The organism is Pedobacter psychrodurus, assembly GCF_032678585.1.
In the GTDB taxonomy this organism is placed as follows: Bacteria; Bacteroidota; Bacteroidia; order Sphingobacteriales; family Sphingobacteriaceae; genus Pedobacter; species Pedobacter psychrodurus_A.
This window is the reverse complement of the sequence record NZ_JAVTSN010000003.1, coordinates 80787-93511: the sequence shown is the minus strand read 5'-3', so window position 1 is coordinate 93511 and position 12725 is coordinate 80787. Positions and strand designations below refer to the sequence as shown.

The 12725-nt window shown below is 37.2% G+C and carries 14 protein-coding genes; 8 read left to right on the top strand and 6 right to left on the bottom strand.

Features of this window, described 5'->3' with window-relative positions; genetic code table 11:
• Positions 1–96 precede the first annotated feature (96 nt).
• Positions 97–507, top strand: coding sequence for an organic hydroperoxide resistance protein (locus tag R2S57_RS02885; RefSeq protein WP_316843606.1), 411 nt, complete (start codon positions 97–99; stop codon positions 505–507).
• Positions 508–719: 212 nt separating this feature from the next.
• Here R2S57_RS02885 and bioB read toward each other — a convergent pair whose 3' ends face one another.
• The 4 genes from bioB to R2S57_RS02865 form a co-directional block, all read right to left on the bottom strand.
• Positions 720–1721, bottom strand: a complete 1002-nt coding sequence (gene bioB / locus R2S57_RS02880) for a biotin synthase BioB (protein WP_316843605.1) — start codon at positions 1719–1721, stop codon at positions 720–722.
• Between the two features lie 111 nt (positions 1722–1832).
• Positions 1833–3182, bottom strand: coding sequence for a magnesium transporter (gene mgtE, locus R2S57_RS02875; RefSeq protein ID WP_316843604.1), 1350 nt, complete (start codon positions 3180–3182; stop codon positions 1833–1835).
• A 240-nt stretch (positions 3183–3422) separates the two neighbouring features.
• On the bottom strand, positions 3423–4544 hold the full coding sequence (corA, locus tag R2S57_RS02870) for a magnesium/cobalt transporter CorA (protein ID WP_316843603.1): 1122 nt from the start codon (positions 4542–4544) through the stop codon (positions 3423–3425).
• A gap of 3 nt (positions 4545–4547) precedes the next feature.
• Positions 4548–5159, bottom strand: a complete 612-nt coding sequence (locus R2S57_RS02865) for a WbqC family protein (protein WP_316843602.1) — start codon at positions 5157–5159, stop codon at positions 4548–4550.
• 39 nt (positions 5160–5198) lie between these two features.
• Here R2S57_RS02865 and R2S57_RS02860 point away from each other — a divergent pair, with 39 nt between their 5' ends.
• Both R2S57_RS02860 and R2S57_RS02855 read left to right on the top strand, forming a co-directional pair.
• Entirely contained in the window at positions 5199–6071 is an 873-nt protein-coding gene (locus R2S57_RS02860) for a lysophospholipid acyltransferase family protein (protein ID WP_316843601.1), read from the top strand.
• A 5-nt stretch (positions 6072–6076) separates the two neighbouring features.
• Entirely contained in the window at positions 6077–7090 is a 1014-nt protein-coding gene (locus R2S57_RS02855; protein ID WP_316843600.1) for a glycosyltransferase family 2 protein, read from the top strand.
• Positions 7091–7200: 110 nt separating this feature from the next.
• Here R2S57_RS02855 and aroQ read toward each other — a convergent pair whose 3' ends face one another.
• The gene (gene aroQ, locus R2S57_RS02850; RefSeq protein ID WP_316843599.1) at positions 7201–7617 is read right to left on the bottom strand and encodes a type II 3-dehydroquinate dehydratase; all 417 of its coding nucleotides are present in this window, start codon (positions 7615–7617) and stop codon (positions 7201–7203) included.
• A 49-nt stretch (positions 7618–7666) separates the two neighbouring features.
• Between aroQ and xerD the strand changes: the two genes are divergently transcribed.
• Together xerD and R2S57_RS02840 are read left to right on the top strand one after the other, a co-directional pair.
• Positions 7667–8566, top strand: coding sequence for a site-specific tyrosine recombinase XerD (gene xerD / locus R2S57_RS02845; RefSeq protein ID WP_316843598.1), 900 nt, complete (start codon positions 7667–7669; stop codon positions 8564–8566).
• A gap of 22 nt (positions 8567–8588) precedes the next feature.
• Entirely contained in the window at positions 8589–9110 is a 522-nt protein-coding gene (locus R2S57_RS02840; protein ID WP_316843597.1) for a hypothetical protein, read from the top strand.
• A 119-nt stretch (positions 9111–9229) separates the two neighbouring features.
• Here the strand turns inward: R2S57_RS02840 and prmC are convergent, their stop codons facing one another.
• A complete protein-coding gene (prmC, locus tag R2S57_RS02835) occupies positions 9230–10117 on the bottom strand; it encodes a peptide chain release factor N(5)-glutamine methyltransferase (protein ID WP_316843596.1) in 888 nt (295 codons plus the stop codon).
• 79 nt (positions 10118–10196) lie between these two features.
• Between prmC and ribD the strand changes: the two genes are divergently transcribed.
• From ribD to R2S57_RS02820, 3 genes are read left to right on the top strand one after another with little or no spacing between them, the layout of a single operon-like run.
• Entirely contained in the window at positions 10197–11252 is a 1056-nt protein-coding gene (gene ribD / locus R2S57_RS02830; protein WP_316843595.1) for a bifunctional diaminohydroxyphosphoribosylaminopyrimidine deaminase/5-amino-6-(5-phosphoribosylamino)uracil reductase RibD, read from the top strand.
• Positions 11249–12118 (top strand): DMT family transporter, encoded by an 870-nt coding sequence (locus tag R2S57_RS02825; RefSeq protein ID WP_316843594.1) that lies wholly within the window; start codon positions 11249–11251, stop codon positions 12116–12118. Before ribD ends, R2S57_RS02825 begins: the two co-directional genes overlap by 4 nt.
• Entirely contained in the window at positions 12105–12719 is a 615-nt protein-coding gene (locus R2S57_RS02820) for a YigZ family protein (RefSeq protein ID WP_316843593.1), read from the top strand. Before R2S57_RS02825 ends, R2S57_RS02820 begins: the two co-directional genes overlap by 14 nt.
• Positions 12720–12725: the final 6 nt, after the last annotated feature.

The following is a 12725-nucleotide window of genomic DNA, read 5'->3' as shown; positions in this document are numbered from 1 at the left end:
AACACATTCATTAGACTGAATTGATGTAGTATAACGAACCTTGTGTAAAACAAAGGCCATTATCAATTGTTAAGCTATTCACACTAATATAACAATATGGAAAAGCTATATACAGCTGAAGTAACAGCTACTGGAGGAAGAGACGGACACATCAAATCAAGTGATGGGATTTTAGATTTTGATTTAAGAAAACCTAAGGAACTCGGCGGACAAGGCGGCGCAACCAATCCCGAAGAACTTTTTGCAGCAGCATGGGGACCTTGTTACTTAGGTGCCTTAGGCTCAGTCGCTGAACGCGAAGGTGTAGATATCAGTGAAGCAAATGTGAAAGTATTGGTTTCGTTTAATAAAGATGGAAACTCATTCGTACTCTCAGCCGATCTTGACGTACACATCCCTGGAATTTCTCATGAGGAGGCGCAAGCGTTAGCAGATAAGGCACATCGAGCCTGTCCCTATTCTAAAGCCGTAAAAGGAAATATTGAGGTAAGGGTAACAGCTGTGTAAAGTGAAGATTAGATGTTGCCATTTTTGAGTGACGTCAGATGTTATCATCTGACTATCTAATAGAAAGGTAAGATAACACTCCACTTTGTGTCAATTGCAATATCTGACACCACAAGTATAAAACAAGAAAGTCCCGGTTTTAAACCGGGACTTTCTTGTTTACACTATGGCTTGAAATCAATCTTTGTGTTAGTTGGAAACAACTGACACCATTAAACAGCTTCTTCAGCTATCCTTGTATTTGCAGGTCGGCCATTTTTAAAGGCATCACGTGTTTTTAAGCCCAATAGTTCGAACATCGCCATATCATCTACAAAAGCAGGATTTGGGGTAGTTAACAATTTATCTCCGGCAAAAATCGAACTTGCACCAGCCATAAAACAGAAAGCCTGTTCTAAAGTGCTCATCTCATTTCTACCTGCTGATAAACGTACCACCGAATTCGGCATTACGATACGTGCCGTAGCAATCATCCTTACCATATCCCAGATTGGCACACGTGGTTGATTTTCTAAAGGTGTTCCTTTTACCGGAACCAAGGCATTAACCGGAACCGATTCAGGGTGTTTTTCCATATTGGATAAGGTTTGCAACATCGAAACACGATCTTCTACAGTTTCGCCCAAACCGATAATACCACCACTACATACCGTTAATTTAGCTTTACGCACATTCTTAATGGTATTTAAACGATCATCGTAAGTTCTGGTCGAGATAATCCGTTTATAATCATCTTCAGAAGTATCGATATTGTGGTTATAGGCATATAAGCCAGCATCTGCTAAACGTTGTGCCTGATTTTCGGTCAGCATACCTAAAGTACAGCAAACCTCCATATCCATATCGTTTACAGCCTTAACCATTTCAATAACTCGGTCAAAATCACGGTTATCACGTACTTCGCGCCATGCTGCACCCATACATAACCGTGATGCGCCACCCTCTTTTGCTTTAACTGCAGCGCTTACCACCTGGCTAACCTGCATTAATGGCTGAACTTCCAGTTCAGTATGGTAACGTGCTGCCTGAGGGCAATAGGAACAATCTTCGGCACAGCCACCAGTTTTGATGGAGATTAATGAACTTACCTGAACTTCATTATAATCTTTATTTTCTCTGTGGATGCTTGCGGCTTCGTAAACCAGATCTAAAAATGGTCTGTTATAAATTTCGTATATTTCTTCTTTTGTCCAATCGTGTCTTGTTGTTTGCATCGGGATCAGATTTTTTAGATTTAATTTATGTAATCTTAGTTAAGTTAACAGGATTTTCATTGAGGTGTGCCAGAATCAAATCCTGATATCCCAAAATCAAGTAAATCCTGATTATAGTAATAGTTTGCTGGCCAATCCTAAAATTAATAGGAAACCAAAAACGTCGGTAAAAGTAGTAATAATTATAGATGATGCAATGGCAGGATCGATACCTACCCTTTTTAAAATTAGTGGAATTCCGGCACCTGTAATGCCTGCAATAACCAGATTACCCGTCATAGCCAGGAAGATAACCAATCCAAGCAATGGGTTTCCATCAAAAAAGTAAGCAAAAATAAATACGATTAATCCATTGGACGCACCATTGATTAAACCTACCGTAAACTCTTTTAAAACGGTTCGATAAGCCTGTTTATCAGTCAAATCATACAGTGAAATACGCCTAACCGTTACGGCAAGTGCCTGAGTTGCTGCATTTCCACCCATTCCCGCAATAATTGTCATGTAGGCCGCCAGGGAAGGAATTAACTTAATGGTTGGATCGAAATAACGCACAACAGATGAAGCTAAAAACGCTGTGCCCAGGTTGATAATTAACCATGGCAAACGCGATTTTACAGCCTCTACCCAGTTACCGCTCAATTCCTCATCTTCTGATACCCCTGAAATTTTCAAAATGTCTTCGGTACTTTCGGCTTCCATTACATCGATTACATCATCGAAGGTTACCCTTCCGAGTAATTTCTGATGATCATCTATTACGGGGATACTGGTTAAATTATATTGTGAAATCAGATTGGCCACTTCTTCCTGATCGGTATCAGGATGCACATAAACGGCATCAATTTTAACCAATTCGGTTATTTTGGCATTGTGTTTTGCTTTGATAATGTCTTTTAACGAAACAATCCCTTTAAAAATATCCTCATCATCCACCACATAAATGGTGTAAAACTCTTCCATTTCCTCACTCTGGCGGATGATTTCGTCGATCGCATCTTTTTTGGTTAAGTTGATGTTTACACAGATCAATTCTGTATTCATCAAACCACCGGCGGTTTTTTCGTCGTAGGTTAAAAGGTTTCGGATTTCTGAAGCATGATCTTCGGTCAGGTCTTCTAAAATCTCCTTTTGCTCATGATCTTCGAGCTGGGAAATGATGTCGGTTGCGTCATCATAATCCAGTTCCTCAACAATTTCGGTACGTTTATCGGGATGGAGTTCGAAAAGTAAATCTTCCGGATGGGATTCTTCATCCATCTCAGAAATAATCTCTGAAGCAATTTCTGCCGGAAGCAGGTTGATAATATGGCGTTGTTCGGATTTATCCAAACGTTCGAAAAGAATGGCAATTTCTGAGGCATGGTATTCACCTAAAACTACTTTTAAAGTTTCATCACCAGCTAAAATTGCATTTTTAACCTTGAGTACGTCGCTTTTATCTATTTCGAATGACTGCATCTATAACCTAACCAAAACCGCCCTAAAGCTACAAATATTAAAAATTGATTTTTAGAACTGTTTGAAATTTATTCTCATCTTTTTAATCACTCCATTGTATGGCATTCACTTATTCAGAGCTGATTGTCTTTCTGAGAGAAACGAAGAATCTTCTTCAATAGAAAACTTTCCATTACACAACTCTAATATCTTAGTTAATACAACTTAGAGGCAGAGTCTTCATAGCATTCAATGACAACATTATTTAAACCAACCCTTCCGCCAAAAATAAATGACCTGTAAAATTGCAATTACGCCCATCACAATCCAGGTATATAAATAACCATGAGCGGCATATAATTCGGGCATATTATCTTTTAATATTTTTCCTGTTGCAGGGTCTTCCCTACTAAAGTTCATCCCATAAATCCCTGCAATAAAGGTTAATGGGATGAAAATTGAAGAAATAATGGTCAACACTTTCATAATTTCATTCATCCGGTTGCTAATGATTGATAAATTCATGTCAATATTGGCCGATGCAATCTCTTTCAACGATTCAATAAAATCGATAATCTGGATACAATGATCGTAAGCATCTTTCATATAGGTTTTGGTCAGATCGGAAATTAACGGACTATCTGTCCGGATAATATCGTTTAATTTATCCCTTTCTGGCCAGGCCACCTTACGGATCATAATCAATGATCTTTTAATCGCCTGGGTATCGTACATGATTCTGCGATCAGGATGGTCATACAATCTGTCTTCAATGGCATCCAGTTCTTCACCCCAAAAATTCAATAAGGTAAAGTAGTTATCTACAATCACATCCATGATGGCGTACATTAAATAACTGCTTCCACCGATACGGATGTTACCTTTTCCTATTTCCAGGCGCTTCCTTACAGGTTCGAAACAATCGGCATAAGTTTCCTGAAAGGTAATGAGTGTACGTTCTGATAAAATAAAAGAGATCTGATCATTGCTTAAAACATTCTCCTCCCCTAAAAACAAGTGCCTGCTTACCGCGAAAATGTATTTATCGTTGTCGTACTCATCCAGTTTTGGTCGCTGATAAGAACTGGTAATATCTTCCAAAACCAACCTGCTGATATCCAATTTAGAATACAGTGTTTCAAAAATATTGGGATCGGCCAAACCTTTGATATCGAACCAATAATAAAAATCTTTGTTCTCAATCAGTTTATCAATGTTATTGATGTTTTCGATGTTCTCTTTCTTATAACTCTTTTCGTTATAAGTATGCAGTACGATTTGCGGCTTTAATGCATCATCATCAATGGCATATAGCCCCGGACTTGTACCAGGTTCTGGTACCTTATAATGTTTATGGCGGTTACGTGCTTTGTTTTTTCCCATACGTTACAAATATAACCGGGCCTGCGGGCCCTGATTAAATAACAAATCAACTATACTTAAGTTGGGTAAAAATTGATGTCTATCTTCAAAAACCTGATAATATGGCTTATTGTTTACAATATCTTCGTCTTTTTTGGGATTCATGATGGTCCGATAATCCAACTCTGGAACGATATTGTCAAAATACTCAGGAGTAACTTCGAAAGTTTTATTCAGTTTCAACTTTTTGCTCAACCATTCTACCAGTTCAAGGTTATAATCGAATAAAAACTCGAATTTGTTATTGTAGAAATGCGATAACTCATCTTCGTAAAATTCGAAATAAGCCGAACTTCTGTAGCAGCTTTCCAAACTCAACCAGTGTAAACGTTGCCATTTAAAATCGTAACTGATCCGAACATCCTTCATTTTCGTATGTGTTTTTGAGCCTTTTACTACTGGGACTGTGATATCGAGTTTTCCGTTTGGTGAATAAATACTGGCTCGGTTGCGGTAAGTTTGCTTGGCGAGGTGCTCATGTTTTTCAATTAAAAAATCTGTCCCCAGCTTTTGCAATAGACTAAAATAACCAACCGGTGGAAGATAAAATAATGGAAGTATAGCTGTATTCTGCATTTGAAAATTTATGTTTGTAGCTGAAACGTTTTAAAAATAATGATTAAAAGAGGGATTGCGCACGTTGGCGTATTTTTTTTATACCTATTATCGCTGCTCCCTTTGCCTTTGCTGTTTTTTTTTGCAAGATTACTATATTATCTGCTTTATTACGTAATTGGCTATCGAAAAAAAGTTGTCAGACAGAATTTAACCAACTCTTTTCCTGAAAAATCCCTGGCCGAAATTAAAACAATTGAGAAAAAATTCTTTCTGTATTTAGCCGAACTTATTTTTGAAATCATCAAAATGACCAGCATTTCGAAAGCTGAAACTTTAAGAAGGGTTAAATTTACAGGACTGGAGCAATTAGAAGTTCATTTTAAAGCTGGCGAAAGCGTACTCGCTTGTACAGGCCATTATGGCAACTGGGAATTGGGTACTTTAGCATTGGGACTCCATATTTCTGCTAAGACCATGGTGATTTTTAAACCCATTTCGAATAAAGTTTTTGGAAAGTGGTTCAATTATGCACGGACAAAATATGGGAATATTTTTATTGCCATGCGACAAACTTTGCGCGGTATGGCGGCCTACAAAAATGAACCAACGCTTTTATGTTTTGCAAGTGATCAATCGCCAACGAGAGAAGAAACAAAATACTTTGTAAATTTCCTGAATCAGCCTACCGCTGCTTTATTGGGTGTAGAAAAAATTGCAAAATCAACCAAAAGACCGATATACTATTTTAAGGTTAAAGTGCTTAAAAAAGGCTATTACCACATCGAAGTTTTGCCCATGTGCCTTGACCCCGAAAAAATGTATGAATTTGAAATTACAGATCTGCACTTTAAGTTTTTAGAAGATATTATTAAAGAACAGCCTCAGTATTGGCTTTGGAGCCATAAGCGCTGGAAATTTAAACCCGAATAAAAAGAATGAACCCATCAGTAGCTATTGTAATTTTAAACTGGAATGGAAAGGCGTATCTAAAGCAATTTTTACCTGGAATTTTGCTTTCGGAATATGATAACCTGCAAATTGTTGTTGGCGATAATGCCTCAACAGACGACTCCGTTTTGTTTTTACAAGAAAATTTTCCAACCGTTAAAATCATTCAAAATGATCTTAATTACGGCTTTGCGGGGGGATATAATAAAGTTTTAGAACGCGTTGAAGCTGATTATTTTATTTTGCTCAATTCGGATGTAGAAGTGATTCCCAATTGGATACAGCCTGTAATTAATCTGATGGAAAGTGATGTGCAGATTGCAGCAGCACAGCCAAAAATTAAATGGCAGCTGAACAAAAACCAATTCGAATATGCAGGCGCTGCCGGTGGTTATCTGGATATTTATGCGTACCCTTTTTGCCGTGGCAGGTTATTCAATGTTTATGAGTTCGATAAGGGCCAATACAATGAGAAAAAAGAAGTTTTTTGGGCCAGTGGTGCTGCATTTTTTATCAAAAGTAAGTGTTGGCAGGAAGCGGGTGGTTTAGATGCTGATCTTTTTGCCCACATGGAGGAAATAGATTTATGTTGGCGTTTAAAGAACCTGAATTATAAGATTATGTACTGTCCGGATGCGGAGGTTTACCACGTTGGTGGCGGGACTTTACAAACCGAAAATCCATTTAAAACCTACCTCAATTTCAGGAACAATCTGATCATTATGCAAAAAAACCTGCCTGTAGGTGATGCCATTTTTAGGATAACGATTCGGATGTTTATCGATTTTATTGCCTGGTGGCACTTTTTACTTAGTGGAAAGCCAAAATTTACAATGGCAGTAAGTAAAGGGCACTGGCATTTTCTTAAATCGTTGTCGAAAACGAGCAAAAAGAGAAAAGCAATTCAAAAAGACTACACCAAACATACTGGAGTGTATAACAACAGCATTGTTTGGGCATTTTTTATTAAGAAAATTAAATATTTTTCTAATCTAAAATAAAAAACCGCTGTGTATATTGGTCTCGAAATGTTTTCCAGACCAATGATCTGTGCATCTGTAATCCACCTGAATCAAATTAAAATCTGTGAATTGCTTTATCCATTAAAGATTTAGATCAATAAACTTTCAATCGCCAGGCGGTAACCTTTCATACCAAAACCTGTTAAAACCCCCTGACAGTTTTTTCCGGTCAAAGAAACATGACGGTATTCTTCGCGGGCATAAATATTCGATACATGTACTTCAACTACCGGTGTTTTAATGGCTGCAATAGCATCTGCAATGGCTACAGAAGTATGCGTATAACCACCAGCATTAAGTACTATGCCGTCGTAACTAAAACCTACTTCATGTAGTTTATTAATAATTTCGCCTTCTACATTACTTTGGTAATATGCTATTTCGATATTCGGATAAACCGTTTTTAATTCTTTAATGTACTCTTCAATACTGGTGCTACCATAAATAGATGGTTCGCGCACGCCTAATAAGTTTAAGTTCGGACCGTTAATAATTTGTATTTTCATAATATAATGTTGTAACGTTGCAATGTTATAAAAAATCTCAATTAAAAGCATGCTTTGGCAATCATATATTAAAGGATTTAAGTCGTACCTGAAGTTAGAGCGGTCGTTATCCGGCAATTCTGTTGATGCTTACCTGGGTGATATTGACAAATTGATTCAGTATTACGAATCTTTAAATGAGGAACCAAAACTGACTGACATTACCATCTCACATCTAAAATCCTTTATTTCGTGGCTAAATGAATTGGGGATGCAGGCCAGTACACAGGCACGGGTAATATCGGGGCTAAAAGCTTTCTTCTCCTATTTAATGCTCGAAGAGGTGATTTCTAACGATCCAACGGCACTAATTGAGGCCCCGAAGCTCAGCAGAAAACTACCAGATACGTTAAATATCCATGAGATAAATGAACTCATCGCAGCAATTGATGCTTCAAAACCAGAAGGCATGCGTAACAAGGCCATTATGGAGGTGTTGTATGGCTGTGGCCTGCGTGTAACTGAATTAACAGAATTGAAAATCTCAAATCTATTTCCTCAGATTGAGTTTATAAAGGTAATTGGAAAAGGAAATAAAGAGCGTTTGGTACCAATTGGAGGTGTGGCCTTAAAGCTATTGGATATTTACATCACTGAAGTCCGCGTACATGCCAATATCAAAAAAGGAAACGAAGATTTTATATTTTTGAATCGTTTCGGCGCTAAATTATCCAGAATATCGATTTTCAACCTGATTAAAACTTTGGCAATAGCTACGGGCTTAAAGAAAACAATTAGTCCACACACCCTAAGGCATTCTTTTGCTACGCATTTAATTGAAGGCGGTGCTGATTTACGTGCGGTGCAGGAAATGCTGGGCCACTCGAGTATTACAACTACAGAGATTTATACACACATCGATCGCGATTATTTAAGAGAGGTAATTACACAGTTTCATCCAAGGGCTTAATTATAAATAAATTAATATAAAAATGATCAGTATTACAGTTCCATTTGATAAATCACTTTTTATTAAGAGCAATAAATTAAAATTTAGATTAGAAAATATGAAGAGTTATATAAAGTTACTCATCTATATTATTCTAACGGTAGGATTGATGATTCTAATTGCGATTAACAAGGGGCCCACCCCATCTTTTTATGGAATAGCCGGGGTTATTCTTTTTATACTGACTTTTAATTATATACTGAGAATAATAAATATACGAACATTCTATTTTAAAGAGTTGGATACCATATCTGAAAAACATAAAAAACAAAATTTCATTTATACTTTCGAATTTACCGATGATGAGTTTAATTATTTTGATAATGAAAAAAAAATTTATTTTAAATGGGAAGCATTTTCAAATTACTCAATTAATAATGATTTCTTTATACTGCTTGTTAATAACAAAATATTTTTCATGTTACATCAATCTGAGGCAAATGAGCAACAATTCCAAGAAATTATTGAATTAACTAAATCAAAACTCAGTTTCAAAAAGGTTTAGTAATTCCGCCTTTATCCGAAGCATTTAATTTTCTGGGTTTTCCGAGCATTCGCGACATTTTTTTTAACCTGGAGGGCAAGAAGAGACAAGTTGGATTTAACGTGTTCTTATTCGCACCTTCACTTCTGACTCCCGACCTCGGACCTCGGACTTTCCGCTCTCACCATCCTATCTTTTCCTTGCATATCCTGCCTTAACTCAATGTTTATAAACCCCTTATCCTTTAACATTTCAATGGTTTCGCTACCTAAGTATTCGTTAATTTCAAAATAAAGTAAGCCATTAGTTTTTAGGTTTGTTTTAGCAAATTCGGCTATGGCTTTATAAAATATCAAAGGGTTTTCATCGCTCACAAATAGCGCCAGGTGTGGCTCATGACTCAGTACGTTATCATGCATATCAGCTTTTTCTAAATCTCTGATATATGGCGGATTACTGACGATTACGTCAAATTTTTGTTCAGTTGCAAAACTTAGCATATCAGCTTCAATAAAATTGATTTCAACACCTATTTGGAAGGCATTTTCCCTGGCAACAACAATTGCATCGGCAGATACATCTAAAGTAGAAACTTCGGCATTTCGCAAATGTTTTTTTAAGGTAATCGGGATACATCCAGATCCGGTTCCGATATCGAGGATACTAATTTTCTTACTATTGTCAGCTGAAAGCTGTGAACTGCAAACTGAAATCATCCAATCTACCAATTCTTCTGTTTCAGGCCTCGGGATCAGCACATGTTCGTTTACCTTAAAAACAGAGCCGTAAAAATGAGCTTCCTCTAAAATATGTTGAATGGGTTTACCGATCTGCAGATCATTTAAGATACTCAGGAGCTTTTGCATATTGATGAAACTGATATCCGTATCCTTATGCATCATCAATTTGCCTGGAGACAAGGCCAATACCTGCTCAGCAGCAATACTAAATAGTGCTTTCGCCTCATCACCTTCGTATAATGGCTCAAGTTCCAGTTCGTAATGCGCTGCTAGTTCTCCGATTTTCATGATACAAAATTACTTAATTGAGATGATAACAGGTTGCTTTTGATGAGCCCATGACGCTTTTTTTACTACTTTTGCCGTAATGAGCGATGAATTTTACATAAAACGTTGTCTGGAATTAGCAGCCCTGGGAATCGGAAACGTAAGTCCAAACCCGATGGTTGGTTGCATAATTGTAGTAAATGGCAAAATTATCGGTGAAGGTTACCATCAGGAATACGGAAAAGCCCATGCCGAGCCCAATGCTGTAAAGGCTGTATTTGATAAATACGGAGATGAAGCTGAAAATTTATTAAAACAAGCTACTGCTTACGTTAACCTCGAACCTTGTGCTCATTTTGGTAAAACGCCCCCATGTGCCGATTTATTGGTGAAACATCAGTTAAAAAAAGTTGTGATTGGCAATAGAGATCCTTTCTCTGGGGTTGATGGCAAAGGAATTGAGAAGTTGAAAAATACTGGTATTGAAGTTGTAAGTGGCATTTTAGATGAGGAATGCCGTTATTTTAACAGAAGGTTTTTTACCAGGGTACAGCAACAAAGGCCGTATATCATTCTAAAATGGGCTGAAACGGCCAATGGCTATTTTGCAACAAAAGATGGCCACCAGAAATGGATCAGTGGCGCTTTGGCTAAACGTTTGGCGCACCAGTGGCGTAGCGAAGAAGATGCGATATTAATCGGCAAACAGACTGCTATTATGGATAATCCCCAGTTAACTGCACGCGAATGGCCAGGTAAAAACCCAGTTCGTTTGGTTATTGATAAAAATCTCCAGGTACCTGTAAGCAATCATATTTTCAATACGGAAGCAAAAACCATTATCTTTAACGAGGTCAAAACCGATGTAATCGATAATATCCATTACATCCAGATGGAAGATATGCATTTTTATCTGGCGCAAAAAATAGCTTTTCAGCTTTACCTGATGGATATACAATCGGTCATTATCGAAGGGGGTGCCAACATCTTAAACCAGTTTTTAAGTACTAACCTATGGGATGAAGCACGTATTTTTACCTCATCAAACAGTTGGAGCGATGGTATTCCTTCCCCTGCCATTAACGGAAATTTACAGGAAGAAATCCAGATCGGAAATGACAAACTCTCTATCTATATAAACGACATCAATAAATGATTTACATTATTTTAAGCATTTGCTGTAGTGTTACCGTAGCCATCTTATTAAAACTGGCCAAACGGTATCAGATCAGTATTATCCAGGCCGTTACCGTTAATTATTTTGCAGCTTTAACCTTGTGTTTTCTTTTTTTTAAGCCCGATGTTAAACTCATTACAGCCAGTGCACCCTGGCCTATATATGTCGCCTTGGCGATACTATTGCCCTCTATATTTCTATTTCTTGCCGCCTCTGTTAAAAACCTGGGGATCGCTAAAACTGATATCGCACAGCGTTTATCTCTGTTTATCCCTATACTGGCAGCTTATTTTATTTTTAAGGAAGATTTTAATAAGTTCAAAATTGTAGGCTTATGTATTGGTTTCCCAGCCATTTTCCTAACCTTTCTACGTAAGACCGATCAAAAAGAGAACGGCAAAGGAAACCTACTCTTCCCCATTATGGTTTTTATTGGTTTTGGTGTAATTGATGTGCTTTTTAAACAGATTGCACTCTACAAAGACCTACCCTATGCCACTTCACTTTTCACTGTTTTTTGCCTGGCATTTATCGTTTCCCTACTGATTGTGATTTCGATGCTGATTACTGGAAAAATCAAATTACAACTTGTAAATCTGATTTGTGGACTTATTTTAGGATTCTTTAATTTCGGGAACATTCTTTTTTATATGAAAGCCCACAAAGCACTTGCAGAAAACCCTTCAACGGTTTTTGCTGCCATGAATTTGGGTGTAATCATTATAGGGACACTAATTGGCGTAATTGCTTTTAAAGAAAAGCTAAGCAAATTAAATTACGCAGGTATCATTTTGGCTATTGCAGCTGTTATTTTCATTACATTATCGCAAAATGCTGTTCGATGATTCGTATAAAACTATCGAAATTGCCTCAGAAGGTATATTTCGGGATAAAGGAAGTAAGTTTATGGCTTACGCTTATCCAATCCGTAGTGAAGTAGAGGTAAAACCGATTATGACTAAGCTCCGGGCAGAGCATGCTAAAGCCAATCATTTCTGTTATGCATACCGTTTAACACCAGACCGTAATGTTTTTAGGGTGAACGATGATGGAGAGCCTTCGGGTACTGCAGGCAGGCCGATATTGAACTGTTTATTGTCTGAAGATATTACCAATGTATTAATCGTTGTGGTGCGTTATTTTGGCGGTACTTTACTTGGTGTGCCGGGTTTAATTAACGCCTATAAGACTGCTAGTATTGAGGCGATTAAAGCCTCAACTATTGTTTGTAAAACCGTAAATGATGTTTACGAAGCCCATTTCGAATACCTGCAGATGAATGATGTAATGAAACTGAGCAAAGAAGAAAACCTGCAGATTTTAGGTCAACAGTTTGATACAGATTGTATATTGAAATTTGAAGTAAGAAAAGCACAACTCAATCAGGTTTTAAGTAAATTTGATAAAATTGAAGGTGTTAAATTAAAATATCTTCAAACGATTTAATAACCA

Excerpts from the sequence above, each read along its gene's own strand:
- R2S57_RS02885 (WP_316843606.1), top strand. The coding sequence starts at position 97 with ATGGAAAAGCTATATACAGCTGAAGTAACAGCTACTGGAGGAAGAGAC.
- bioB (WP_316843605.1), bottom strand. The coding sequence starts at position 1,721 with ATGCAAACAACAAGACACGATTGGACAAAAGAAGAAATATACGAAATT.
- mgtE (WP_316843604.1), bottom strand. The coding sequence starts at position 3,182 with ATGCAGTCATTCGAAATAGATAAAAGCGACGTACTCAAGGTTAAAAAT.
- corA (WP_316843603.1), bottom strand. The coding sequence starts at position 4,544 with ATGGGAAAAAACAAAGCACGTAACCGCCATAAACATTATAAGGTACCA.
- R2S57_RS02865 (WP_316843602.1), bottom strand. The coding sequence starts at position 5,159 with ATGCAGAATACAGCTATACTTCCATTATTTTATCTTCCACCGGTTGGT.
- R2S57_RS02860 (WP_316843601.1), top strand. The coding sequence starts at position 5,199 with ATGATTAAAAGAGGGATTGCGCACGTTGGCGTATTTTTTTTATACCTA.
- R2S57_RS02855 (WP_316843600.1), top strand. The coding sequence starts at position 6,077 with ATGAACCCATCAGTAGCTATTGTAATTTTAAACTGGAATGGAAAGGCG.
- aroQ (WP_316843599.1), bottom strand. The coding sequence starts at position 7,617 with ATGAAAATACAAATTATTAACGGTCCGAACTTAAACTTATTAGGCGTG.
- xerD (WP_316843598.1), top strand. The coding sequence starts at position 7,667 with ATGCTTTGGCAATCATATATTAAAGGATTTAAGTCGTACCTGAAGTTA.
- R2S57_RS02840 (WP_316843597.1), top strand. The coding sequence starts at position 8,589 with ATGATCAGTATTACAGTTCCATTTGATAAATCACTTTTTATTAAGAGC.
- prmC (WP_316843596.1), bottom strand. The coding sequence starts at position 10,117 with ATGAAAATCGGAGAACTAGCAGCGCATTACGAACTGGAACTTGAGCCA.
- ribD (WP_316843595.1), top strand. The coding sequence starts at position 10,197 with ATGAGCGATGAATTTTACATAAAACGTTGTCTGGAATTAGCAGCCCTG.
- R2S57_RS02825 (WP_316843594.1), top strand. The coding sequence starts at position 11,249 with ATGATTTACATTATTTTAAGCATTTGCTGTAGTGTTACCGTAGCCATC.
- R2S57_RS02820 (WP_316843593.1), top strand. The coding sequence starts at position 12,105 with ATGCTGTTCGATGATTCGTATAAAACTATCGAAATTGCCTCAGAAGGT.